A 23,849-nucleotide genomic window follows, 5' to 3' on the forward strand; every position below is an offset into this window, starting at 1 on the left:
AGCCACAGCCAGCCCGCGCCCGCCGACGCGACATCACCCCACCGACGAGTAGGCCACAACCCCCCGCAGCAGCAGATCAACGGCCTTGCGCGCGTTCTTCGCGACCGTGGAACCCCCGCCCCCGGAAACCGGCGCCGCCGCCGAGATCTGCCCCAGCACGTCGATCACCTGCTTGCACCACCGCACGAAGTCCCCGGCCGGCATCTCCGCCTCCCGCAGCACCTCGTCCAGCCCCTTCCCCGAGGCCCACATATAGGCGGCCCAGGCGAACCCGAGGTCGGGCTCGCGCTGGCCCACCCCCTCGGTCTGGTTGATCCGGAAGTCCTCTTCGAGCGCGTCCAGCCGCCCCCAGATCCGCACCATCTCACCGAGCGCCGCCTTGGCCTTCCCGGACGGCAGCTTCGGCGCCATCGCGTCGTCGCCGACCCGGGCCTCGTACACCAACGCCGAGACGCACGCGGCCAGTTCGGCGGGGCCGAGGCCCTCCCAGACCCCTTCCCGCAGGCATTCACTGGCCAACAGATCGAGCTCGCCGTACAACCGGGCCAGCCGCTTGCCGTGCTCGGTGACCTCGTCGCCGCGCAGGTAGTCCAGCTCGGTCAGCAGGGCCACGATCCGGTCGAAGGTCCGCGCGATCGTGTTCGTGCGCCCCTCGATGCGCCGCTCCAGCTGCGAGGTGTCGCGCAGCAGCCGGTGGTAGCGCTCGGCCCAGCGGGCGTGGTCCTCGCGGTCGTTGCACCCATGGCAGGGGTGCGCCCGGATCGCCGTGCGCAGCCGCGCGATCTCGCGGTCGTCGGCGGCCTGCGAGCGCTGCTTGCGCGCCCGCTCCGGCGGGATGTGCCCGGCCTTCGTCCGCAGCGCGGAGGCCAGGTCCCGACGGGACTGCGGCGAGCGCGGGTTGAAGGACTTGGGGATCCGCATCCGCTCCAACGCCTCGACCGGAACCGGGAAGTCCATCGACGCGAGCCGCTTGACCTGCCGCTCGGCGGTCAGCACCAGCGGCCGCGGGCCGTCGTGGTGGTCGAAGCCCCGGTGGCCGTTGGACCGGCCGGCGGGCAGGCCCGGGTCCAGGACCAGCGCGAGACCGGCGTACTTGCCGGTCGGCACGTGGATGACATCGCCCGGCTTGAGCTTCTCCAGTGCGACGGCCGCCTCGGCGCGCCGCTGGGCGACTCCCTGCCGGGCCAGCTCCGTCTCCCGGTCCTTGAGCTCGCGGCGCAGCCGCGCGTACTCCTCGAAGTCGCCGAGGTGGCAGGTCATGGAGGCCTTGTAGCCGTCGAGCCCCTCCTCGTTGCGCTGGACCTGCCGGGAGATCCCGACGACCGACTTGTCGGCCTGGAACTGCGCGAACGACGTCTCCAGGAGCTCGCGCGAGCGGTGCCGCCCGAACTGCTCCACGAGGTTGACCGCCATGTTGTACGACGGTTTGAAGCTGGAGCGCAGCGGGTACGTGCGCGTGCCCGCGAGTCCCGCCAGGTGCTCGGGGCTGCTGCCGCGCTGCCACAGCACCACCGCGTGGCCCTCGACATCGATGCCGCGCCGCCCCGCACGCCCCGTCAGCTGGGTGTACTCGCCGGGCGTGATGTCGGCGTGCTGTTCGCCGTTCCACTTGACGAGCTTCTCCAGCACCACCGAGCGTGCGGGCATGTTGATGCCCAGCGCGAGCGTCTCGGTCGCGAACACGGCCTTGACCAGGCCGCGTACGAACAGCTCCTCGACGACCTCCTTGAAGGTCGGCAGCATGCCGGCGTGGTGGGCCGCGATACCGCGCTCCAGGCCCTCCAGCCACTCGTAGTACCCGAGGACGTGCAGGTCCTCGTGCGGAATCGACGCGGTGCGCTCCTCGACGAGGTCGCGCACCCGGCCCCGCGCCTCGTCGTCGTTCAGCCGCAGTCCCGCGTACAGGCACTGCTGCACGGCCGCCTCGCAGGCGGCGCGGCTGAAGATGAACGTGATGGCGGGCAGCAGCCCCTCGGCGTCCAGCCGCTCGATGACCTCCGGCCGGCTCGGCGTCCACACCCGCGACCGCTGGCGCCGCTCGCGCTCCCGGTCGGCCTCGCGCATCGCCCGGCCGCGCCTGCGGTCCTGGTACGAGGGCCGCTGAGCCTCCATCCGGGCCAGCCGCACGAGGTCGGGGTTGACGGCCTTCTTGTTGCCCTCGCCCTCCTCGAACAGGTCGTACATCCGCCGCCCGGCGAGCACGTGCTGGAACAGCGGGACGGGCCGGTGCTCGGAGACGATCACCTGGGTGTCGCCGCGGACGGTGTCGAGCCAGTCGCCGAACTCCTCGGCGTTGGACACGGTCGCCGACAGCGACACCAGGGTCACCGACTCGGGAAGGTGGATGATGACCTCCTCCCACACGGCGCCCCGGAAGCGGTCGGAGAGGTAGTGCACCTCGTCCATGACCACGTAGCCGAGGCCGAGGAGGGTCTGCGAGCCCGCGTACAGCATGTTCCGCAGCACCTCGGTGGTCATCACGACCACGGGGGCGTCGGAGTTGACGCTGTTGTCGCCGGTGAGCAGGCCGACCTTGTCCGCGCCGTAACGGCGGCTCAGGTCCGCGTACTTCTGGTTGGACAGCGCCTTGATGGGCGTGGTGTAGAAGCACTTCTTGCCCTGCTTCAGGGCGAGGTGGACGGCGAACTCGCCGACGATCGTCTTGCCGGATCCGGTGGGGGCGGCCACCAGCACGCCCTTGCCGGCCTCGAGAGCCTTGCAGGCCTCGATCTGGAAGGGGTCGAGACCGAAGTCGTACATCTCGCGGAAGCCCGCGAGCGCGGTGGCCTGCTCGGCTGCCCGCAGGCGGGCTGCCGCGTACCGCTCGGCCGGTGAGAGGTCCTCTGTCATCGTGCTTTCGAGCGTACCCGGCACCACTGACAACAGGACGATCATTATCCGGATCCAGGTCCGCCAAACCTGCCCTTCGCCCAGTTCACGGGCCCACCACGGACACCGCGCCGCGGACGCAGCGCGCGCTCAGCGGCAGGGGTCCAAGGGGCTCGCCGTCCGCGTACCCCGTGACGCCCGCCGCGGCGATCCCTACCTTCGCGGCCCGCACCACGGTGACCTTGGGATGGTCGACGTGGGTGCCCCGGTACACGCTCGGGAACACCCGCAGCAGGGTGCTGCGGGTGCAGTCGCCGACCACGGTGATGTCGAACAGTCCGTCGGTGAGGTCCGCCCCCGGGCAGATCCGCATGCCGCCGCCGTACGACGATCCGTTGCCGACGGCCACCAGGGTCGCCTCGACCTCACGGACCCGGCCGTCGTCGAGGGTGATCCGGTACGGGAGGGGCCGGAAGGCGGCCAGTTCGGCGAGCATCGCGAGGTCGTACTTGAGGCGGCCGGCGGGCCATCTCATGCGGTTGCCGCGGTCGTTGACGCGGGAGTCGAATCCGGAGGCGAGGACGGTGCCGAACCAGTGGTCGCCGATCCGGCCCAGGTCGGTGTCGTGGACGCGGCCCTCCTTGAGGGCCTCGGCGATCAGCCGGCCCGCGGCGGCGGGGTCGCGCACCGGCAGCCCGAGAGCCCGGGCGAAGTCGTTGCCGGTGCCTGCCGCCACCAGGCCGAAGGGGGTGCGGGTGCCGGCCACGGCCTGCAGGGCGAGGTTCGCCATGCCGTCGCCGCCGACCGCGATGAGGGCTCCGGTGCCGTCCCGGACGGCGGCACGCGCGCGTGCGAGGGCGTCGGTGGCGTCCTCGCCGAGGACGGTCCGCACGGCGAAGCCCGCGGCCCGCAACGCGGAAGCGGCCGGCTGCGCCGCGTGGGCGCCCCGGCCGCGGCCCGCGGTGGGGTTGACGAAGAGGGTGATCTCGCTGGTCACGGAAGTGACCTTACGAGCCGCTCGCCGGTCGTCAGGTCACGTCGTCATAACCGTTGACCCGGTCCGTGGCCGACTGCTCGGGCAGCGCCCGGCTCGCCGAGACGGCCTCGACCTCGCCGATGGCCTCGGGGGTCAGGTCCAGGTCGGATGCCTCGTCGTCGGCGGGTCCCTCGGCCTCGCGGCGGCGCCTGCGGCGGTCGTTGAGCAGGGAGAACATCACCGCGAAGAAGTACAGCACCCAGATGGGGCCGGCCAGCGCGAGCATGCTCAGCGGGTCCGTGCTCGGGGTCGCGACGGCGGCGAACACGGTGATGCCCATGATCATGCCCCGCCACCAGCCGAGCATTCGCTTGCCGGTGATCAGGCCGGTGAGATTGAGCATGACCAGCAGCAGCGGCAACTCGAAGGAGAGACCGAAGACGATCACCATGCGGGTGACGAGCTGCAGCAGATCGTCGAGCGGGAGCAGGTTGTCGATGCTGCCGCTCGGCGTGAAGTCGATCAGCACCTTGGCGGTGGTGGGGAGCACCGAGTACGCGAAGTAGGCGCCGCCGATGAACAGCGGGGCACCGGTGAACACGAACGCGTACGCGTACTTCTTCTCGTGCCGGTGCAGACCCGGGGCCACGAACGCCCAGAGCTGGTACAGCCAGATCGGCGAGGCCAGGACGACACCCGCGGTCAGCGAGACCTGGAGGGCCAGCGTGAACGGCGCGAGAAGGCCGTTGATGGTGATCCGGGCACACTTCTGCGTGCTGTCGTCCGACGACGCCTTGGCCAGTTCCTCGAAGGTCTTGCTGCACCCGATCGAGTCCAGGATCGGCTTCGTCAGGAAGTTGATGATGTCGTTGTAGAAGAAGGCGGCGACGACCGTGACAAGGACGATGGCCAGCATCGCCTTCGCGAGCCGGTTGCGGAGCTCACGAAGGTGATCCGCGAGAGGCATCCGCCCCTCGGGATCCCTCTCCTCTTTGCGGGCAGACTTGAGCAACCCACGTTCCCATCTCGTGCGGGCGGGCCGGTGGTCACCGGCCCCGCGTCAGCGCTTGGTCGTGTCCGTCGGCTCGGTGACCGGGCGCGAGCTCGTCACGTCGCCGGGGGCGGCCTGGATGGTGCGCTGAGCCGGGTTCTGCTCGTCGGTGCTGGGCGGGCCGGCCGGGGTGGCCGTGTTGCTGCCGCCCTCCTCCTTCATCGCCTTGGCCTCGCTCTTGAGGATGCGGGCGGACTTGCCGAGCGAGCGCGCCATGTCGGGAAGCTTCTTCGCGCCGAACAGCAGGATGATGACGACGAGGATGAGAATGATCTCGGGGGCGCCGAGCCTTCCGAACATAAGTCTTTACCTTCTCACCGAGGCGGCTTGTGGGGTGCTGTCCGACCGGTCGGACAAGTGTCCGATCAGTCGTGCTGGCAGCGATCGTAACGCTCAGGGGTGAACGCCTGGCAATCCCTGTGCGTACTCCCGGTTCGCGGCCGAGCCTCGTTATCCGGACCGCGACCAGCAGCGTACCTGCCGACCCTGCCACGGTGACAGGTCGAAGTGGCCCAAAACGCATGCGCCGCTCGACTCACACCCAACTCTCAGCCGTACTCACAGCGAGTCCACAGAACGGGCCGTGCTCACCGCCGCCCGCTCCAGGTCCTCCGCCGCCCGGCTGATGCGCTGTGCGGAGTCCGCGACCTGGCGCCCGAGCCGCTGCGCCTCCAGGAAGACCCGGACGGCGAGCACACCGAGCACGGCGAGACCCACGAAACCCACAGCTACCGCGAACATCGGCCAGAACATGACACCGAGCCTAGTGGGTCCCGAGGGTCTAGAGGGTGGAGTGCAGCCGCAGTGTGCGCACGCCGCCGCCGGTCAGCAGCTCCACGATCCGCTCCCCCGCGGGCTTGCGGACGGCCGCACCGCACTCGGGGCAGGTGAAGGAGTAGAAGGTGGTGCGGCTGGTCGCGCCGATGGCGAGGCGGAACGCGCTGGCGGCCAGCTCGAAGCGTTCCCGGCAGTCCGGGCAGCCCGCTTTGAAGGTCACCGGAGCCGCACTTCTCATCCCCGCGAAGGCGGCAGCCACCGTGATGCCCGCACCGGACGTCGCCGACTCGCTCAAAGCCCCTGCTCCTGCCTGTCGTACTGCCCGTCGTCCTGCCTGTCGCGCCCCGCGTCCACCGGGTGCGCGCCCTGCGCCTCGACCCCGTCGTAGGCCGCGAGCGCCTCGCGGGCCGCCTCGCGGGCGCTGTCGGCGAGGTCGCGCGGCGCGACGATGCGGCCGTCGCGGCCGAGCCGGAGCGCCAGCCTGCGCAGCGACGCCGGGTCGGGGGTGCGCAGGGTAATACGCAGCCCGCCGTCGGAAAGCTCATCCGCACTGTCGTGCGGGTAGTACTCCGCGACCCAGCGGCCGCCGGGACCGACCTCGACGACCACCTCGGGGTCCTCGGCCGCGGGCTGCACCAGCCCCTCCGACAGGTCCCTGAGCTCCACCTCGGGCGGCGCGGACGGCTCGTCGAGGATCTTGATCTCGGCAACCCGGTCGAGCCGGAAGGTGCGCCGCGCCTCGGAGCGGCGGCACCACGCCTCCACATAGGTGTGGCCGACGCTGACCAGGCGGATCGGGTCGATCTCACGCTCGGTGAGCTCGTCACGGGCCGGCGAGTAGTAGCGGATCCACAGGCGCCGGCGCTCGGCGATGGCGCGGTCGACGTCCGCGAAGACGCCGCCCTCCGACTCGAAGGTCACCGACAGCCGCGCGCTGGCACCGGCTGCCTCACCGGCCGCGGTCTCCACCTTGGCGGTGGCCCGCAGCAGCGCCTGCCGGTCGCCCTCCCTGAGACCGGGCAGCGTGGCGACCGCGCGGGCGGCCACCAGCAGCGCGGTCGCCTCGTCGGCGGCGAGCCGGAGCGGCTCGGCGGTCTCCTCGCCGAGGGCGGCCGGGTTGTGCCACCAGATGCGCTCGCCGTCGGTGTCGATGTCGAGCAGATCGCCGCCGCGGAAGCTGGTGCCGCACATGGGCAGCACATCGAGGTCGGAGACCAGCTCGTCCTCGGTGATCCCGAAGGCGCGGGCCACGTCCTCGACGCGCGCTCCGGGACGCTCCTTCAGATAGGTCACCAGCGAGAGCATCCGCCGGGTCTGGTCGATGGCGTTCGTGGGCCTGACCGGTTTGCCTGCCACAGTTCTCTTCCGCTCCCCCTCAGCCCTTGGCCACGGCACGCAGCCGGTCCACCACGTCGGCCCGCAGCTCGGCGGGCTCCAGGACCACCACGTCGGGACCGAACTCCACCAGCCACGCGTCCAGTCCGTGGCCGTACGGGATCTCCAACTCGTCCCAGCCGTCGCCCAGTTCCCGCACCGAGGTGGCCTTCGCCCGCAAGGGGTACCCGGCGCCGGTGCGCAGCCGGATCAGCGCGCTGCGGTCGGCGGTCTCCCCCGCCCAGCTCGCCACGGTCTCGCGGACGGTGACGACATCGGGGACCGGGGCCGTGAACTGCGCCCCGCGCGAGCGCACCCTGCCGGTGATCCGGGAGAGCCTGAAGACCCGCTCGGCACCGCGGTCCCGGTCGAACCCGGCCAGGTACCAGTGGCCGCGCCAGCACTCCAGCGCCCACGGCTCGACATGGCGCGGTTCGGGCCGGGCGGCGGTGGCCTTGCGGTAGTCGAAGACGACCGGGCGGCGGTCGCGGCAGGCCAGCATCAGCGGCTCGAAGGAGGCCTCGTGCACCGGGATCCGCGGCTCCAGCGCACCGTGCGCCTCGTACGGGTCGACGTCCTCGGGCAGCCCCGCCGCGCGAAGTTTCTGCAGCGCGCCGCTGGCGGCGCCGGCGAGCCGGGCCTGCTGCCACACCTTGGCGGCCAGCCCCAGGGCGGCGGCCTCCTCGGCATCGAGGGTGATGGGCGGCAGCCGGTTGCTGTCCCGGCGGGCGAGATAGCCGACTTCGCCGTCGAGGTTCTCCACGGTCTCGATCACGAGCCCGAGTTCGCGCAGATCGTCCTTGTCGCGCTCGAACATCCGGTTGAAGGAGTCGTCGGAATTGGCTTCCAGGTAGGCCTCGATGGACTCCCTGAGCTCGCGCTTGCTCAGCGGCCGTCGCGTCCCGAGCAGACACAGCGCCAGGTTCATCAGCCGCTCGGCCTTGGCAATGGCCATCGACGCCCTTCGCCTCCCTATGGTGCTTACGGACGATGACCGTACCGCCCCGAAGGAGCAAGGCAAAAGCCGAGGGCCCATGCCCGGACAGGCATGGGCCCTGCTCGATCAGGTCCGGTCGGATGCCGTACGGCGATCAGACCCTGACACTATCTTTTACGACTCCCGCGGTGACTCCGGTACGACGATCAGACGCCGAGGAGGTCGACCACGAAGATCAGGGTCTCACCGGGCTTGATCGCCGGGGTGGGGCTCTGGTTGCCGTAGGCCAGGTGCGCGGGAATGGTCAGCTGGCGGCGGCCGCCGACCTTCATGCCCTGCACACCCTGGTCCCAGCCCTTGATGACCCGGCCGCCGCCCAGCGGGAAGCGGAACGGCTGACCACGGTTCCAGCTGGCGTCGAACTCCTCACCGGTGCTGAAGGCCACGCCCACGTAGTGGACGGTGACGGTCTGGCCGGCCTGCGCAACCTCGCCGTCGCCCTCCCAGATGTCCTTGATCTCCAGGTCCGCCGGGGGCTCGCCGCCCGGGAAGTCGATCTCGGGCTTGTCGATGCTCACGTCACTCGCTCCTGCTTGTTCACGGAAAGGCAACAGGGACCAGTCTTACATCCCCGCCGCCGGGACCTTCACGCATGTCCCCCGTGCGTCACATCTTCGCGAGGATGTCCACGGTGAAGACCAGCGTGGAGTCCTTCTCGATCCCGCTGCCGGCCGGCGGGTTGTCGCCGTAACCCAGCTTCGGCGGAATGGAGATCAGCACCCTGCTGCCGACCTTCTTGCCGGTCAGACCCTGCGCCCACCCCTTGACGACCTGCTGGAGCGAGAACGACGCCAGCTGCTTGCGGCTGTACGTCGAGTCGAACTCCTTGCCGCCGTCCCACACCACGCCCTTGTACTGCACGAGCAGCGTGCTGTCGGCCGCGACCTCGTCGCCGTCGCCCTCGATGACGTACTCCGACACCAGCTTGGTCGGCGCGTCCACCTCGGGGATCTCGATCGAGGGAGCCTTGCCGTCGGTGTTGGTGCCCACCTTGGGCAGCTTGGCGTCGCTCTGCGCGACGTCCTTGCCCTTGGCGGAGCTCTTCGCGTTGAACGTGTCCTGCACGTCGACGACGAACACCAGCGTGTCGGTGCCCTTGATACCCGCCTGCGCGTTGCCCTCCTTGCCGTAACCCCAGGTGGGCGGCACCGAGAACTGGACCCGGCTGCCGGCCTTCTTGCCCGTCAGGGCGTACCGCCAGCCGTCGATGATGCTGTTCTGCGCGAGCTGGATGACCAGCGCCGTCTTACGGTCGTAGGAGTTGTCGAAGACCTTCGCCGTGCTCCAGATCTGCCCCAGGTAGTGGGCCTGGACGTAGTCGCCCTCGGCGATGGTGGTGCCGCCGCCCGCGATGAGCGTCTTGACCGCGAGGTCCTTCGACGGATCGCCGCTGCCCTTGGCGACCGTCGGCTTCTCACCGAACTTCGCGCCCGCCGTGATCGCCGGCAGCGGACCGGCGACGATCTTCGGCGGCGGCGCCTGGGAGGCCGAGGACGACGAGGGTGACGCGCTGTCGCTCGCCTTGCTCGAGTCGGACTTGTCGTCACCGCATGCGGCGAGTGTGGCCAGTCCTGCGGGAACGGCGATGAGAAGGGAGCGTCGGCGCACGGTGGGGGCCTCGTAATCGGTCGATCTTGTTGATGGCGTGCGCGCAACTCTACGGCGTGCGAAGGGCGCCGTACGGGAAACGTACGGCGCCCGTGTTGCGTTCCGGCACCGACCCGGAACGCTTCGCTCACATTCCGGCGATCAGTTTCTCGACCCGGTCGTCGACCGACCGGAACGGGTCCTTGCACAACACCGTGCGCTGCGCCTGGTCGTTGAGCTTGAGGTGGACCCAGTCGACGGTGAAGTCCCGGCGCTGTTCCTGGGCCCTGCGGATGAAGTCACCGCGCAGCCGGGCCCGAGTGGTCTGCGGCGGAACGGACTTGCCCTCGAAGATCTTCAAGTCGTTGCAGATACGGGCGGCTTGGCCCTTCTTCTCCAGAAGGTAGTAGAGCCCACGACGGCGGTGGATGTCGTGATACGCGAGGTCTATCTGCGCGACCCGCGGGTGGGACATGGTCATGTTGTGCTTGGCCCGGTACCGCTCGATGAGCTTGTACTTCATGACCCAGTCGATCTCGGTGCCGATCCGGTCGAGGTCCTCCGCCTCGATCGCGTCCAGCGTGCGGCCCCACAGCTCCAGGACCTGCTCCACGGTCCCGGTGCGGATGCCCCGGCGCTCGCAGAAGTCCACGGCCTTCTCGTAGTACTCGCGCTGCACCTCCAGCGCGGAGGCCTCACGGCCGCTGGCCAGGCGCACCTTGCGCCGGCCGGTGATGTCGTGGCTGACCTCGCGGATCGCCCGGATCGGGTTCTCCAAGGTCAGGTCACGCATCACGGTGCCCGCCTCGATCATGCGCAGCACGAGGTCGGTGGCGCCGACCTTCAGCAGCATGGTCGTCTCGGACATGTTCGAGTCGCCCACGATCACGTGCAGGCGGCGGTAGCGCTCGGCGTCGGCGTGCGGTTCGTCCCGGGTGTTGATGATGGGCCGGGAACGCGTCGTGGCCGAGGAGACGCCCTCCCAGATGTGCTCGGCCCGCTGACTGACGCAGTACACCGCGCCCCGCGGGGTCTGCAGCACCTTGCCGGCACCACACAGAAGCTGCCTGGTGACCAGGAACGGAATGAGAATGTCCGCGAGCCGGGAGAACTCCCCGTGGCGGGCGACGAGATAGTTCTCGTGGCAGCCGTAGGAGTTGCCGGCCGAGTCCGTGTTGTTCTTGAAGAGGTAGACGTCGCCCGCGATTCCTTCCTCGTGCAGGCGTCGTTCGGCGTCCACCAGGAGTCCTTCGAGAATGCGCTCGCCCGCTTTGTCGTGGGTGACCAGTTCGGTCACGTTGTCACATTCGGGTGTCGCGTATTCCGGATGTGAGCCCACGTCGAGATAGAGGCGTGCGCCGTTTCGCAGAAAGACATTACTGCTGCGGCCCCATGACACGACACGGCGGAAGAGGTACCGCGCCACCTCGTCGGGAGACAGGCGGCGCTGTCCCCTGAACGTACACGTGACGCCGTACTCGTTCTCCAGCCCGAAAATGCGGCGGTCCATGACTGAACATTACGCCCGATCCCCCGAGCTGAAACGGGGTTCGGCCGCACGGTTTGGATCATTTTCCGATGAAGCCGCAACGACCCCCCGCCGGGCGGGAGCTGCGAGGACCCGCCCGGTGGCCAGCAGGACCACCAGCGACACGCCCCCGGCGACCGCCGGCACGGCGAAGCCCCACAGCGCCCCGCCCCCCTCGACGACCGGGCCCGCGAGCCCCGTTCCGACCGACGCGCCCACGGTGAACGTCGTCACGATCCACGAGAAGGCCTCCGTCACCGTCCCGGCCGGCGCGTGCCGGTCCACCAGGACGAAGGCACAGGCGATCACCGGCGCCAGGAACACACCCGCGAGCACCATCAGCAGCGTCATGGCAACCGCGCCCGGCATCAGAGTCAGCGGCAGGTAACACACCGCCAGGAAGCCCACCAGCACCTGCAGTCGCCGCGCGGGCTCACCGGCCCACTGGCGCGCCCCGTACACCGTGCCGCCCAGCAGGGCCCCCAGCCCGATCCCGGCCATCAGCCAGCCGTACACCGCGTCCCCGCCGTGCTCGTCCGCGTACGGCACCGAGGCGACCGTGATGGACCCGAGCGCGATCCCGACGAACAGGAACGCGCCGAGCAGCGCCAGGAGCCCGGCCGAGCGCAGGGCACCGAGCCAGTGCGCCTCGCGCGGCCCGGAACGCCACGCGCGCGAGGGCGGCGACACCACGACCGACAGGGCACCGAGGACCCCGACGACGTTGAGCAGCACCAGCGCCGCCTGCGCCGACCACAGCGACACGCACAGCGTCACCAGCAACGGCCCCACCGTGAACATGACTTCCTGCGCCACCGCGTCCATCGCGTACGCCGTGTGCACCTGGTCCTCCCGGCGCAGCACGCTCGGCCACAGGGCCCGCAGGCCACCCTCCAGCGGCGGCGTGAAGAGCCCCGCGGCCCCCACCGCCGCATAGGCGAGCGGAAGCGGGTCGGTGCCGGTGAAGGCGAACAGGGTCATCGCGAGGGCCGCCAGAACGGCGGACGGCAGCTGCACCCGAGGCTGACCATGGAGGTCGACGAGCCGCCCCAGCACCGGCTGCCCCACGGCGTTGGCGACCCCGTAGACGGCCGCGAGGGCCCCGGCGAGGCTGTACGTGCCCCCCTCCGCGCGCACGAACAGCACGATCGCGATCGCCGCGGTGGCATTCGGCAGCCGGCCCACCAGCGTCCCCGTCAGCAGGCGCGCCGCATGCCTCGCCCTGAGGATCTCCAGGTATCCCGCGGCCATGTCCCGCCTCCAAGTAATACGTATAACCTCGACTCCCATACGTACCATGTCCGCTGTTCGGACGTCCAGACGAAGGAGCGGACCCACGGTGGCACGCAGCAGCACGCGACCGACCAGCCGCGACGTCGCACAGGCGGCCGGCGTGTCCCAGGCCGCCGTCTCACTCGTCCTCGGCGACAAATGGCGCGGCCGCGTCTCCGAGACCACCGCCCAACGCGTCCGCGAAGCCGCCCGCGACCTCGGCTACCGCCCCAACCTCGCCGCCCGCAACCTCCGCCTCGGCCACACCCGCACCGTCCTCCTCGTCGTCCCCGCCCTCACCACCGAGTTCTTCGCCGGCGTCTACACCGGCGCCGCACGCGTCGCCGCCGACCACGGCTTCGGCGTCGTCCTCTACCCCTCCCCCGAAGGCATCGGCCCCGCCCGCGACCCCTTCGCCTCCGCCCAGGCCGCCCTCGACGGCGTCATCGCCTCCTCCATGGCCGCAGACGCCCTCACCGCCATCCGCGGCGACCAGCTCCCCCTCGTCATGCTCGACAGCGACCCCTCCGGCAGCCTCGGCGCCGCCACCGTCAACCTCGACATCGCCGACGGCGTCCGCCAGGTCGCCACCCACCTCCTCGACCTCGGCCACCGCCGCTTCCTCCACCTCGCCGCCGACGTACCCTCCTGGACCTTCGACGTACGCGCCCACGAACTCGCCGCACGACTCGCCACGGTCCCCGGCACCTCCGTCCGCACGGCCCGCGCCCCCATCTCCATCGACGGCGCCCTGACCGCCGCCGAAGCCGCCCTCGCCACCCCGGGCCCCCGCCCCACCGCCCTGGTCTGCGACGACGACAAACTCGCCGCCGGCGCCTACAAGGCCGTACGACGGCTCGGCCTGCGCATCCCCGACGACATCTCCGTCACCGGCCTCGACGACCTCGCCCTCGCCACCGCCATCGACCCAGAACTCACAACCGTCCGCCTCGACGCCGAGCTCTTCGGCGAACGCGGCATGCAAGCCCTCCTGGCCGTCCTGGAAGGCCGTACACCCGACGCGGGCGACATCCCTGTCCAACTGGTCGTACGAGGCTCCACAGCGCCCCCCAGCACCCCCTGAACGCCCAGTGCCCCGGCCTGAGAATCGGCCGGGGCACTGAAAGGGTGAAGATCACAACACGACAGACGGACTACTCCTCCGCGGAACCCTCCGCCTCGTCCGCGCTCTCCGCCTCGGTGGACGCACCGCCGGCCTCCAGCAGCCGACCCAGCTGACGCCCCACGATCCGCTTGAACTTGCGCTGCTGCGGACGCGTACGGTCCAGCACCGCCACCTCCAGCCGCTCCGCGGGAATCTCCCGCTCACTGCCGTTGGTGTCACGGGACAACGCCTGCACAGCCAGCTTCAGCGCCTCCGCAAGACTCATCCCGTCCTGATGACGCTGATCCAGGTAACTGCTGATCTGCTCCGCATTGCCGCCCACCGCCACCGAGCCGTGCTCGTCCACGATGGAACCGTCGTGCGGCAACCGGTAGATCTGGTCCCCGTCCGGCGTCTCACCCACCTCCGCCACGACCAACTCCACCTCGTACGGCTTCTCGCCGGCCGAGGAGAAGATCGTGCCCAGCGTCTGGGCGTACACATTGGCGAGACCGCGGGCGGTCACGTCGTCACGGTCGTAGGTGTAGCCACGGAGGTCGGCGTACCGGACGCCGCCGATCCGCAGGTTCTCGTACTCGTTGTACTTGCCGGCGGCCGCGAAGCCGATCCGGTCGTAGATCTCGCTGAACTTGTGCAGCGCACGGGACGGATTCTCACCGACGAACACAATGCCGTCGGCATACTGCAGCACGACCAGGCTGCGACCACGGGCGATGCCCTTACGGGCGTACTCCGCCCGGTCGGCCATCGCCTGCTGGGGGGAGACATAGAACGGCGTCGACACCGGTTATCCGTCCCTTTCTGTGGAAGTCACTGCGATCACCTCGAACAAGACGACAGACGCCTACAGCAGCGCGGCCCGCGGGCCGTCAGGCTGCTCCAGACGCCGCTCCAGGATCGAACGGGCGATCTCGGAGGACTCCTCGTCGGTGAGCCGACGGAAGCCGTCCTCGGTGATCACGGTGACGATCGGGTAGATCCGGCGCGCGACATCGGGACCACCGGTCGCCGAGTCGTCGTCAGCCGCGTCGTACAGCGCCTGCACCACGAGGGTGGTGGCCTCTTCCTCGGTCAGGTCGCTGCGGAAGAGCTTCTTCATGGCACCGCGCGCGAAGATCGAGCCCGAGCCGGTCGCGGCGAAGTTGTGCTCCTCGCTGCGACCGCCGGTGACGTCGTAGGAGAAGATCCGCCCCTTCTCCCGGTCCACGTCGTACCCCGCGAACAGCGGCACCACGGCCAGCCCCTGCATCGCCATGCCCAGATTGGAACGGATCATCGTGGACAGCCGGTTCGCCTTGCCCTCCAGCGACAGCTGGGCGCCCTCGACCTTCTCGAAGTGCTCCAGCTCCAGCTGGAACAGCTTCACCATCTCCACGGCGAGACCGGCGGTGCCGGCGATCCCGACGGCCGAGTACTCGTCGGCCGGGAACACCTTCTCGATGTCCCGCTGGGCGATGACGTTCCCCATGGTCGCCCGACGGTCACCGGCGAGCACGACACCCCCGGGGAACGTGACGGCGACGATGGTCGTCCCATGCGGCGCCTCGATCACGCCCTGCGTGGGCGGCAGTTGCCGGTTCCCCGGCAGCATCTCCGGCTGATGCTCGGACAGGAAGTCCATGAAGGACGACGACCCAGGCGTCAGGAAGGCAGCTGGTAGACGCCCGGTGCTACGAGTGTTGGCTTCCACGCGATTCCTTCCAAGTAAGCGGCGGCCCGGCGGACGGCGTCGGGGTCATCTCCCAACTTGCCGATGGCCGAATTGCAGTTGAAGCACAGTACGCCTCGGACCCTACCCGTCTTGTGGCAATGATCCACATGCACGGCCGGAGCCTCCAGACAGATCACACACAGCCCCATCTGAGAGGCGACCATCTCGTCCCGCTGGGTTTCGGTGATGCCGTAGTTGCGCTTCAAGTGGTTCGCTCGGCCCTCGGCCGCCCGACACGCCTTGCAGCGCGTCGACAACCCGTCCGAGGCAGTCGCATTGCGATGCCACTCGCTCCACGGCTTTACCTCGCCGCACTTGAGACAGAGTTTGTGCCCCTGAGGGACCTCAGCCTTCGGGCGGACCTTTCGACCCAGGGCCTGCTGACGTGTCCGGTGGTAATCCGATGCACAGTCGCGGCAATGCCGCTGCAGGCCGTCCAGATTGGACCGCCTGCGGGCGAACGCTGCGTGCGGCTTGATCTCGCCGCACCGCACGCAGCACTTCCCGCTCTCTTCACTTGCCAACTCCGCAGCCCCCCGCAACCTTCGATTTGAAGGTTACTCGCCACCTTTCTGAACGAATGATCGAACGAAATCCTCGGCGTTCTCCTCCAAGACATCGTCGATCTCGTCCAGGACGGAGTCCACGTCGTCGCTCAGCTTCTCCTGGCGTTCCTTGAGGTCCTCGGAACCCTGCGTCTCCGCAGTCTGCTCCTCGACCTCCTCGGTGTTGCGGGTGGCCTTCTGCTGTCCGCCGCCGGTGTCCTTGGTCGCCATAACCCCTCACCCCGCTCGGTTCGACGTTCTTGATCAGACCCTACAAGCAGGGTCTGACATCGGCCCCGCAGTTCCTACAACGTACGGGGGCCATCTCGATGATTCCCTCTGGCCGGGTTTTCCACCCTGCGGCAGGACCCGGCCCGGGTATCCGTTCAGTTGCCCGACAACACCCTGACCAGGTCTTCTGCCGTGCGGCAGCGGTCCAGGAGCTCCTTGACGTGATTTCGCGTTCCGCGAAGCGGTTCGAGGGTTGGGACCCGCTGGAGGGAGTCCCGGCCCGGGAGGTCGAAGATCACCGAGTCCCAGGAGGCCGCGGCGACGTCGTCGGCGTACTGCTCCAGGCAGCGGCCGCGGAAGTAGGCGCGGGTGTCCTCCGGGGGCTTGGTGCGGGCCCGCTCGACCTCGTTCTCGTCGAGGAGCCGCTTGATGCGGCCGCGGGCCGCGAGGCGGTTGTAGAGGCCCTTGTCGGCCCGTACGTCCGCGTACTGGAGGTCGAGGAGGTGCAGCTTGGCTGCGTCCCAGTCGAGGCCGTCACGGCGCCGGTAGCCCTCCATGAGCTCTCGCTTGGCGACCCAGTCGAGTTCGCCGGCGAGGCTCATGGGGTCGTGCTCCAGGCGGTTGAGGGTGTCCTCCCAGCGGGTGAGGACGTCCTTGGTCTGGTCGTCGGCGTCCGCGCCGTACCGCTCCTCGACGTACTTGCGGGCGAGTTCGTAGTACTCCATCTGGAGCTGGACCGCGGTGAGTGTGCGGCCGCTGCGGAGGGTGACCAGGCGTTGGAGGGTCGGGTCGTGGGAGACCTGGTGGAGGGTGCGGACGGGTTGGTCCACGGCGAGGTCGACGGCGATGAAGCCGTCCTCGATCATCGAGAGGACGAGGGCCGTGGTGCCGAGCTTGAGGTAGGTGGAGATCTCGGAGAGGTTGGCGTCGCCGATGATCACGTGGAGGCGGCGGTACTTCTCGGCGTCGGCGTGGGGTTCGTCGCGGGTGTTGATGATGGGGCGCTTGAGGGTGGTCTCGAGGCCTACCTCGACCTCGAAGTAGTCGGCGCGCTGGCTGAGCTGGAAGCCGTGTTCGTGGCCGTCCTGGCCGATGCCGACGCGGCCGGCGCCGGTGACGACCTGGCGGGAGACGAAGAAGGGCGTGAGGTGGCGCACGATGTCCGAGAAGGCGGTTTCCCGCTTCATCAGGTAGTTCTCGTGTGTGCCGTAGGAGGCGCCCTTGTTGTCGGTGTTGTTCTTGTAGAGGTGGATGGGCTGGGCGCCGGGGAGCTGGGCGGCGCGTTCCGCGGCCTCGGCCATGATGCGTTCGCCGGCTTTGTCCCAGAGGACGGCGTCGCGGGGGTTGGTGACCTCGGGGGCGCTGTATTCGGGGTGTGCGTGGTCGACGTAGAGCCTGGCGCCGTTGGTGAGGATGACGTTGGCGAGGCCGATGTCCTCGTCGGTGAGCTGGCTGGAGTCGGCGGCTTCGCGGGCGAGGTCGAAGCCCCGCGCGTCGCGCAGCGGATTCTCCTCCTCGAAGTCCCAGCGGGCCCGGCGGGCCCGGTGCATCGCCGCCGCGTAGGCGTTGACGATCTGGGATGAGGTGAGCATGGCATTGGCGTTGGGGTGGCCGGGGACGGAGATCCCGTACTCCGTCTCGATGCCCATTACTCGCCGTACGGTCATGCGGCCCTCCTTGCCCGGCGGCGCCCTCGGTCGGGGGCGGCGCTCAAGTACCGCTGGCGCTCCGGTGCGTGTGCGGTGCCCGTCCCCGCACTGCGCGACTCGGCGGTACCGAAGAGCCTAGAACGGCTCTGCGCTGGTGGGGAGATCATTTGCGTCATTGCCTTGCTCGCCTTTGGTCCGGTTCGTTGCCTGGAAAACAGTCGGCTGCGGGTACCCCGGTTCGGGCACCCGCAGCCGCCCTGTGTTTACAGGTACTGACCGGTGTTCGCCACCGTGTCGATGGAGCGTCCGGTGTCGGCGCCCTGCTTTCCGGTGATGAGGGTGCGGATGTAGACGATCCGCTCGCCCTTCTTTCCGGAGATGCGGGCCCAGTCGTCCGGGTTGGTGGTGTTGGGCAGGTCCTCGTTCTCCTTGAACTCGTCCACGCATGCCTGGAGGAGGTGGGAGACGCGGAGGCCCTTCTGGTTGTGGTCGAGGAAGTCCTTGATCGCCATTTTCTTGGCGCGGCCGACGATGTTCTCGATCATGGCGCCGGAGTTGAAGTCCTTGAAATAGAGGACTTCCTTGTCTCCGTTGGCGTAGGTGACTTCCAGGAAGCGGTTTTCCTCGGATTCGGCGTACATGTGTTCCACGGCCGTCTGGATCATGCTGGCGACGGTGGTGGCCTTGCTGCCGCCGTGCTCTCCGAGGTCGTCGGAGTGCAGGGGGAGGCGCTCGGTGAGGTACTTGCCGAAGATGTCCTTGGCGGCCTCGGCGTCGGGACGCTCGATCTTGATCTTCACGTCGAGTCGGCCGGGGCGCAGGATGGCGGGGTCGATCATGTCCTCGCGGTTGGAGGCGCCGATGACGACCACGTTCTGCAGGCCTTCGACGCCGTCGATCTCGGCGAGGAGCTGCGGGACGATGGTGTTCTCCACGTCCGAGCTGACGCCGGAGCCGCGGGTGCGGAAGAGGGATTCCATCTCGTCGAAGAAGACGATGACGGGGGTGCCCTCGCTGGCCTTCTCACGGGCACGCTGGAAGACGAGGCGGATCTGCCGCTCGGTCTCGCCGACGTACTTGTTGAGGAGCTCGGGGCCCTTGATGTTGAGGAAGAAGCTCTTGCCGGTGGCCTGGCCGGTGACCTCGGCGACCTTCTTGGCCAGCGAGTTGGCGACGGCCTTGGCGATGAGCGTCTTTCCGCATCCGGGGGGTCCGTAGAGCAGGACGCCCTTGGGCGGGCGCAGTTCGTGCTCCTTGAACAGGTCGGGGTAGAGGTACGGGAGCTCGACGGCGTCCCGGATGGCCTCGATCTGGCCTCCGAGTCCGCCGATCTGCTCGTAGCCGATGTCGGGGACCTCTTCGAGGACGAGTTCCTCGACCTCGCTCTTGGGAACGATCTCGTAGACGTAGCCGGATCGGGGTTCGAGCAGCAGGGCGTCGCCGGGGCGGATGGTGACGTCCAGCAGCGGCTCGGCGAGCCGTACCACCCGTTCCTCGTCGGTGTGCCCGAGCACCAGGGCGCGTTCGCCGTCCTCGAGGATCTCCTTGAGGGTGACGATGTCCCCGACGCGCTCGAACTCCATGGCTTCGACCACGTTGAGCGCTTCGTTGAGCATCACTTCCTGGCCACGCCGGAGCTCTTCGAGTTCGACGCTGGGGCTGACGTTCACCCGCAGTTTGCGGCCGCCGGTGAAGATGTCGGCGGTGCCGTCCTCGTTGGCTTCGAGGAAGACGCCGAAGCCGGCCGGGGGCTGTGCGAGCCGGTCGACCTCCTCCTTGAGGGCCACGATCTGGTCGCGGGCCTCACGGAGCGTGTTGGCGAGTCGCTCGTTCTGGGCGGACACGCCGGCCAGGTTGGTCTGCAGCTCGACGATCCGCTCTTCGAGAATCCTCGTGTGTCGCGGAGAGTCGGCGAGCTTGCGTCGCAGGACGGCGATCTCCTGCTCAAGGTAGGCAATCTGCCCGGACGGGTCGTCGGACCCTCGTCCCGGGCGGATGCCGCGGTTCATGTCGTCGTCGTGGGCTGCCACGGTCCTCACCTCCTCCAAGGGGAGCTGGACGCTTCCAGACCCTACCTGGGTGGGTGTCGATTGAAACCCCTAGATCACAAAGACTGTCGAGGTGTGTCCGATCTTCACCCTTGCGCTCTCCCTCACGCCAGGGGAATACCCACCGAACAAGATTGGAAAGCTGCCGAAGGTAGGGTCGAAGTGTTCAACACCCGTCAGAGCTGGCCGGATTCCCGTTCGGCTCGACGCATAAACGGCAGGAGAGATGAGAGTGCAGCAGGAGGTCGGGGCCGGCGGCGAGACCCTGGAGGTCTGGATCGATCAGGACCTCTGTACCGGTGACGGCATCTGCGCGCAGTACGCGCCGGAGGTGTTCGAGCTGGACATCGACGGTCTGGCCTACGTCAAGGGTGCCAACGACGAGCTGCTGCAGGACAAGGGCGCCACAACGCCCGTGCCGCTGCCGCTTCTCACCGATGTGGTGGACTCGGCGAAGGAGTGTCCGGGCGAGTGCATTCATGTACGTCGGGTTTCGGACAGCGTCGAGATCTACGGACCGGACGCAGAGTGACCGGAAAGGCACCCTGCGTGACCACTGTCTGATTTCTCACAGATGTGATCGCTTCGGTCAGACGCTGTGCGTGCCCGCGGGGGTCGAGCGGACGAACGCGCCGTCCTTCCACTGCCATTTCGCCTCGTCCTTCACGTCCGGGCAGCAACTGGGTACGCCGGACGTGGAGTAGCCGAGCAGGGTCGCGAGGACGGCGCCGTCGCGCAGCGTGAAGTCGGTGACGGTGTTGCGGGTCTTCGGGCTCAGCAGGGTGGCGACGACGCGGGGTTCGCCGGTGTCCTTCGCGTGTGTGATGACGTAGACGGCGTCGGGCGGGGTGCCCATGGGGGCGTCGCAGTGCACCACGACGACTGTTTCCGGCCGTCCGTCGCCGTCGAGGTCTCCGGAGACCCGTTTCTGCACCTTCGCCTTGACCGGGCCGCAGTCGATCGGGAAGTGGACGTCGGCGGGGTCGGGGGCCGTCGTGACCACCGGGGCGGTTCTGCCCTTGGGGCCGGCCGCCTGGGCCGCGGTGGCGGGGTTGGGCTGCAGGACCGAGGAGAGGGCCACGACTCCCGCCACGGCCGTGGCGGTGGCGACCCAGTGGATCGGGCGGGTGTGCGTGTGTGCCAGTTCCGGGACGGCGGATTGCTGCACTAGGAGCGTCTCCTGTGAGGGCTGTGCCGGTGGGGGGGTGGCCAGCATGGTGCCACACGTCACAGATGGGGGGAACGGCGGGGTGGGTACTCGTGCAGGTTTTCCCGCGGCGGTCTCTGCCGCTCCCCCAACATGGCGGCGCCGGGGTGGAGTTCCCGTGGTCTGCGGGAACTCCACCCCGGCGGCTGTACGTTGACTGCGGCACGGGGCCGCCTCAGCGGCCGGAGCCTCCGTCGGCGTTGGGGCCGGCGTAGTCCTCGCCGTAGGCGCCCTTGGCGGGGCGGCGGCGGCGCATGGGGGGCTCGACGCCGTCGGCGAGGCGGCGGGCGGTGAGGAGGAAGCCGGTGTGGCCGATCATCCGGTGGTCGGGGCGGACGGCCAGGCCCTCGATGTGCCAGTTGCGGATCATCGTCTCCCAGGCGGTCGGCTCGTTGAAGCAGCCGATCTCGCGGATGGACTCCACGGTCCGGGCGAGCTGGGTGGTGGTGGCGACGTAGCAGCACAGGATGCCGCCGGGGACGAGGGCCTTGGAGACGGCCTCCAGGCATTCCCAGGGGGCGAGCATGTCGAGGATGACGCGGTCGACGTCGGCGTCGGACAGGTTGTCCTGGAGGTCGCCGACGGTGAGCTGCCAGGCGGGGTGCGGGCCGCCGAAGTAGCGCTCCACGTTCTGCTTCGCGATGTCGGCGAAGTCCTCGCGGCGCTCGTAGCTGTGCAGCATGCCCTGGTCGCCGATGGCGCGCAGCAGGAAGCTGCTGAGGGAGCCGGAGCCGACGCCTGCCTCGACGACGCGGGCGCCGGGGAAGATGTCGGCGAAGGCGAGGATCTGCCCCGCGTCCTTGGGGTAAACCACGGCGGCGCCGCGGGGCATGGACAGGACGTAGTCGGGGAGCAGGGGGCGCAGCGCGAGGTAGGCGACGTTACCGGTGGTGCGGACAACGCTGCCCTCGGGTGCGCCGATCAGCTCGTCGTGCGGGAAGGAACCCTTGTGGGTGTGGAAGTTCTTTCCCTCTTCGAGCGTGAACGTGTAGTGGCGGCCCTTGGGGTCGGTCAGCTGAACCTGGTCCCCGACCTTGAAGGGCCCGCGCCTGCGGGCGGCACCGGTCGGTTCGGACATGTGAACAGCCTACCGGTCCGCGGAGGGGCCGCCGACCACTAGGAGGGTCTGGCCATGGCCTTCACGAAGGCGCGCTCGACGTCGGCGGCGGACAGGACGCCGTAGATCTCCCCGGTCTCTTCTACGACGAGGTATTCGGTGGCGGGGGTGGCGCGGAGGGTGTCCAGCAGGTCCTCGCCCGCGAGCTCGGCGGAGACCCGCATGCCGTCGGTGAGGTCCTGGGCGAGGCCGCTGACGGCGACCCAGGGGCGGCGGTGTTCCGGTACGCCGACGATGGCGGCCTCGCGGACGAGGGAGAGCGGGGTGCCCTCGGCGTCGACGACGACCAGGGCGCGGGCGCCGGCGTCGTTGGCGCGGCGCAGGGCCTCGGAGAGGGGGGTGTCGGTCTCGACGGGGACCGCGCGGCGGGTGAGGGTGCGGGCGCGCAGTTCGGGGAGGTGTTCCCTGAGCCGGGCCATGCGGAGGCTGTTGCCGGCGCCGGTCCAGATGATCGCGGCGAGGATGGCGGCGAGCAGGGCGTCCATCACGGTGTCCATGCCGACGTTGTCCTCTGCGGAGGAGCCGAGGGCGCCGGACTGGGTGAGCAGCGGGAGGCCGATGAGGACGCAGACGGCGAGGGCGCGGCCGACCCAGGCGGCGGCGATGGTGCCGCTCATGGGCTTGCCGGTGATCTTCCAGACGACGGCGCGGAGCATGCGGCCGCCGTCGAGCGGGAGGCCCGGCAGGAGGTTGAAGGCGGCCACGATGAGGTTGGAGACCATCAGGCCGGCGAGCAGGACGCCGGGGACGGTGCCGGGTTCCACGGGTTGCATGGCGAGGTAGAAGAGGCCGGCGAGGACCAGGGAGAGCAGCGGGCCGACGAAGGCCAGCACGAACTCCCGGCCGGGGGTCTCGGCTTCCTTCTCGATCTCGGAGACGCCGCCGAAGAACTGGAGCTGGATGCGGCGTACGGGGAGTTTGAAGCGCAGGGCCGCGACGGTGTGGGCCAGTTCGTGGACGAGGACGGAGGCGTAGAAGGCGACCGCGAAGAAGAGGGAGACGAGGTAGCGGGCGGCGCCGAGTTCGGGCAGCACGCGCTCCAGTTGGCCGCCGAACACCCAGGTGATGAGCGCGGCGACGAGGAACCAGCTGGGGGCGACGTAGACGGGCACGCCGAAGGGGCGGCCCATCAGCAGGCCGCCGCGCGGCTGGGGGGACGGGGGCGGGGGGTTCCTGGGGGCGCCGGAGTGGGCCAGGGTGCGGTGGTCGTCGGCGGTGCGGGGGTCGCGGGGCACGGTGGGTTTCCGCAGGTCGGCGGTTTCACCGGGGGTGGGCGGGTGCTCGGCGTCCCCGGGGCCGGTCTCGCTCTCCGCGGCCGGGGCGTCGGCGTGGCCGTCCGTGGCGGGCTGCCGTGCGGCGTCGGAGTCCTCGGGCGCGGCGTCGGCGTGCGGGGACTCGCGCTCGGTGGACGGGGCGACGGCCCGGGTCCCGTGCTCGTGCGGGTCGGGGGCCGTGGGGTCGGTGGTCGGGGCCGTGGGCCCTGCGTGGGGCTCGGCCGGCCGGTCCGTGCCGGACCGCGGCTGCCCGCTCCCGCTCCCGCCGCTCTCGTCCACGATGTCCCCTCGTTCGAAGCGTCTTCCGCGCTGCCGTGCGGAAGGGTCTCGGGTCGATGGTATGCGGCGGTCGCGCCGCGTTCCGCCCCGGCACCCCCCGTGTTTCCTCAGGAGCCACAGTGGTCACGGCCGGGAATGGGTCACTGTCAGTGGCGGGCCGTATGGTCTGTGGTCATGGAGACGAGCACGGAGGCCACCGCCGACACCCCGCGAGCAGCGGACGAGTCGGTGACGGCGCAGCCGGGAGGGGCACCGGCCGACGCCGAGGTCA

The 23,849-nt window shown here is 69.5% G+C and carries 23 protein-coding genes; 2 read left to right on the forward strand and 21 right to left on the reverse strand.

Annotation, left to right across the window (positions count from 1 at the left end; all coding sequences use genetic code 11):
* Positions 1-33 precede the first annotated feature (33 nt).
* From M2163_RS13565 to M2163_RS13620, 12 genes are all read right to left on the reverse strand, one after another.
* Positions 34-2,895, reverse strand: a complete 2,862-nt coding sequence (locus tag M2163_RS13565) for a DEAD/DEAH box helicase (protein WP_280852536.1) — start codon at positions 2,893-2,895, stop codon at positions 34-36.
* Positions 2,896-2,935: 40 nt separating this feature from the next.
* On the reverse strand, positions 2,936-3,826 hold the full coding sequence (locus M2163_RS13570) for a diacylglycerol kinase (protein WP_280852535.1): 891 nt from the start codon (positions 3,824-3,826) through the stop codon (positions 2,936-2,938).
* A gap of 31 nt (positions 3,827-3,857) precedes the next feature.
* Complete coding sequence (gene tatC, locus M2163_RS13575; protein ID WP_280852534.1) at positions 3,858-4,817, reverse strand: twin-arginine translocase subunit TatC; 960 nt, start codon at positions 4,815-4,817, stop codon at positions 3,858-3,860.
* Between the two features lie 48 nt (positions 4,818-4,865).
* Complete coding sequence (gene tatA / locus M2163_RS13580; protein ID WP_053850562.1) at positions 4,866-5,156, reverse strand: Sec-independent protein translocase subunit TatA; 291 nt, start codon at positions 5,154-5,156, stop codon at positions 4,866-4,868.
* Positions 5,157-5,414: 258 nt separating this feature from the next.
* The gene (locus M2163_RS13585) at positions 5,415-5,609 is read right to left on the reverse strand and encodes a hypothetical protein (RefSeq protein WP_280852533.1); all 195 of its coding nucleotides are present in this window, start codon (positions 5,607-5,609) and stop codon (positions 5,415-5,417) included.
* A gap of 28 nt (positions 5,610-5,637) precedes the next feature.
* Positions 5,638-5,928 (reverse strand): hypothetical protein, encoded by a 291-nt coding sequence (locus tag M2163_RS13590; protein WP_280852532.1) that lies wholly within the window; start codon positions 5,926-5,928, stop codon positions 5,638-5,640.
* A complete protein-coding gene (locus M2163_RS13595) occupies positions 5,925-6,989 on the reverse strand; it encodes a WYL domain-containing protein (RefSeq protein ID WP_280852531.1) in 1,065 nt (354 codons plus the stop codon). Before M2163_RS13595 ends, M2163_RS13590 begins: the two co-directional genes overlap by 4 nt.
* A gap of 19 nt (positions 6,990-7,008) precedes the next feature.
* Entirely contained in the window at positions 7,009-7,962 is a 954-nt protein-coding gene (locus M2163_RS13600; RefSeq protein WP_280852530.1) for a WYL domain-containing protein, read from the reverse strand.
* 188 nt (positions 7,963-8,150) lie between these two features.
* On the reverse strand, positions 8,151-8,522 hold the full coding sequence (locus M2163_RS13605; RefSeq protein ID WP_020117713.1) for an FKBP-type peptidyl-prolyl cis-trans isomerase: 372 nt from the start codon (positions 8,520-8,522) through the stop codon (positions 8,151-8,153).
* An 88-nt stretch (positions 8,523-8,610) separates the two neighbouring features.
* The gene (locus M2163_RS13610) at positions 8,611-9,612 is read right to left on the reverse strand and encodes an FKBP-type peptidyl-prolyl cis-trans isomerase (RefSeq protein ID WP_280852529.1); all 1,002 of its coding nucleotides are present in this window, start codon (positions 9,610-9,612) and stop codon (positions 8,611-8,613) included.
* 127 nt (positions 9,613-9,739) lie between these two features.
* Positions 9,740-11,101: a Pup--protein ligase gene (pafA, locus tag M2163_RS13615; RefSeq protein ID WP_028801611.1), complete on the reverse strand. Its 1,362-nt coding sequence runs from the start codon at positions 11,099-11,101 to the stop codon at positions 9,740-9,742.
* Between the two features lie 9 nt (positions 11,102-11,110).
* On the reverse strand, positions 11,111-12,370 hold the full coding sequence (locus tag M2163_RS13620; RefSeq protein ID WP_280852528.1) for an MFS transporter: 1,260 nt from the start codon (positions 12,368-12,370) through the stop codon (positions 11,111-11,113).
* Between the two features lie 88 nt (positions 12,371-12,458).
* Here M2163_RS13620 and M2163_RS13625 point away from each other — a divergent pair, with 88 nt between their 5' ends.
* Positions 12,459-13,475 (forward strand): LacI family DNA-binding transcriptional regulator, encoded by a 1,017-nt coding sequence (locus M2163_RS13625; RefSeq protein ID WP_280852527.1) that lies wholly within the window; start codon positions 12,459-12,461, stop codon positions 13,473-13,475.
* 70 nt (positions 13,476-13,545) lie between these two features.
* Here the strand turns inward: M2163_RS13625 and prcA are convergent, their stop codons facing one another.
* The 6 genes from prcA to arc form a co-directional block, all read right to left on the reverse strand.
* On the reverse strand, positions 13,546-14,301 hold the full coding sequence (gene prcA / locus M2163_RS13630; protein WP_280894078.1) for a proteasome subunit alpha: 756 nt from the start codon (positions 14,299-14,301) through the stop codon (positions 13,546-13,548).
* 60 nt (positions 14,302-14,361) lie between these two features.
* Positions 14,362-15,207, reverse strand: coding sequence for a proteasome subunit beta (prcB, locus tag M2163_RS13635; protein WP_280852525.1), 846 nt, complete (start codon positions 15,205-15,207; stop codon positions 14,362-14,364).
* Complete coding sequence (locus tag M2163_RS13640; protein ID WP_280852524.1) at positions 15,159-15,752, reverse strand: endonuclease VII domain-containing protein; 594 nt, start codon at positions 15,750-15,752, stop codon at positions 15,159-15,161. The genes prcB and M2163_RS13640 overlap by 49 nt, the downstream gene beginning before the upstream one ends.
* A gap of 33 nt (positions 15,753-15,785) precedes the next feature.
* Entirely contained in the window at positions 15,786-16,004 is a 219-nt protein-coding gene (locus tag M2163_RS13645; RefSeq protein ID WP_007380863.1) for a ubiquitin-like protein Pup, read from the reverse strand.
* A gap of 155 nt (positions 16,005-16,159) precedes the next feature.
* Positions 16,160-17,671, reverse strand: a complete 1,512-nt coding sequence (gene dop, locus M2163_RS13650; protein ID WP_280852523.1) for a depupylase/deamidase Dop — start codon at positions 17,669-17,671, stop codon at positions 16,160-16,162.
* A gap of 245 nt (positions 17,672-17,916) precedes the next feature.
* A complete protein-coding gene (gene arc, locus M2163_RS13655; protein ID WP_280852522.1) occupies positions 17,917-19,683 on the reverse strand; it encodes a proteasome ATPase in 1,767 nt (588 codons plus the stop codon).
* A 244-nt stretch (positions 19,684-19,927) separates the two neighbouring features.
* Between arc and M2163_RS13660 the strand changes: the two genes are divergently transcribed.
* Complete coding sequence (locus M2163_RS13660) at positions 19,928-20,233, forward strand: ferredoxin (RefSeq protein WP_280852521.1); 306 nt, start codon at positions 19,928-19,930, stop codon at positions 20,231-20,233.
* 57 nt (positions 20,234-20,290) lie between these two features.
* Here the strand turns inward: M2163_RS13660 and M2163_RS13665 are convergent, their stop codons facing one another.
* From M2163_RS13665 to M2163_RS13675, 3 genes are all read right to left on the reverse strand, one after another.
* Positions 20,291-20,869: a hypothetical protein gene (locus M2163_RS13665; protein ID WP_280894079.1), complete on the reverse strand. Its 579-nt coding sequence runs from the start codon at positions 20,867-20,869 to the stop codon at positions 20,291-20,293.
* 214 nt (positions 20,870-21,083) lie between these two features.
* The gene (locus M2163_RS13670; protein WP_280852519.1) at positions 21,084-21,986 is read right to left on the reverse strand and encodes a tRNA (adenine-N1)-methyltransferase; all 903 of its coding nucleotides are present in this window, start codon (positions 21,984-21,986) and stop codon (positions 21,084-21,086) included.
* 38 nt (positions 21,987-22,024) lie between these two features.
* Positions 22,025-23,578, reverse strand: a complete 1,554-nt coding sequence (locus M2163_RS13675; protein ID WP_280894080.1) for a site-2 protease family protein — start codon at positions 23,576-23,578, stop codon at positions 22,025-22,027.
* Positions 23,579-23,849 lie beyond the last annotated feature (271 nt).

It is taken from the genome of Streptomyces sp. SAI-135, assembly GCF_029893805.1.
Lineage (GTDB): Bacteria > Actinomycetota > Actinomycetes > Streptomycetales > Streptomycetaceae > Streptomyces.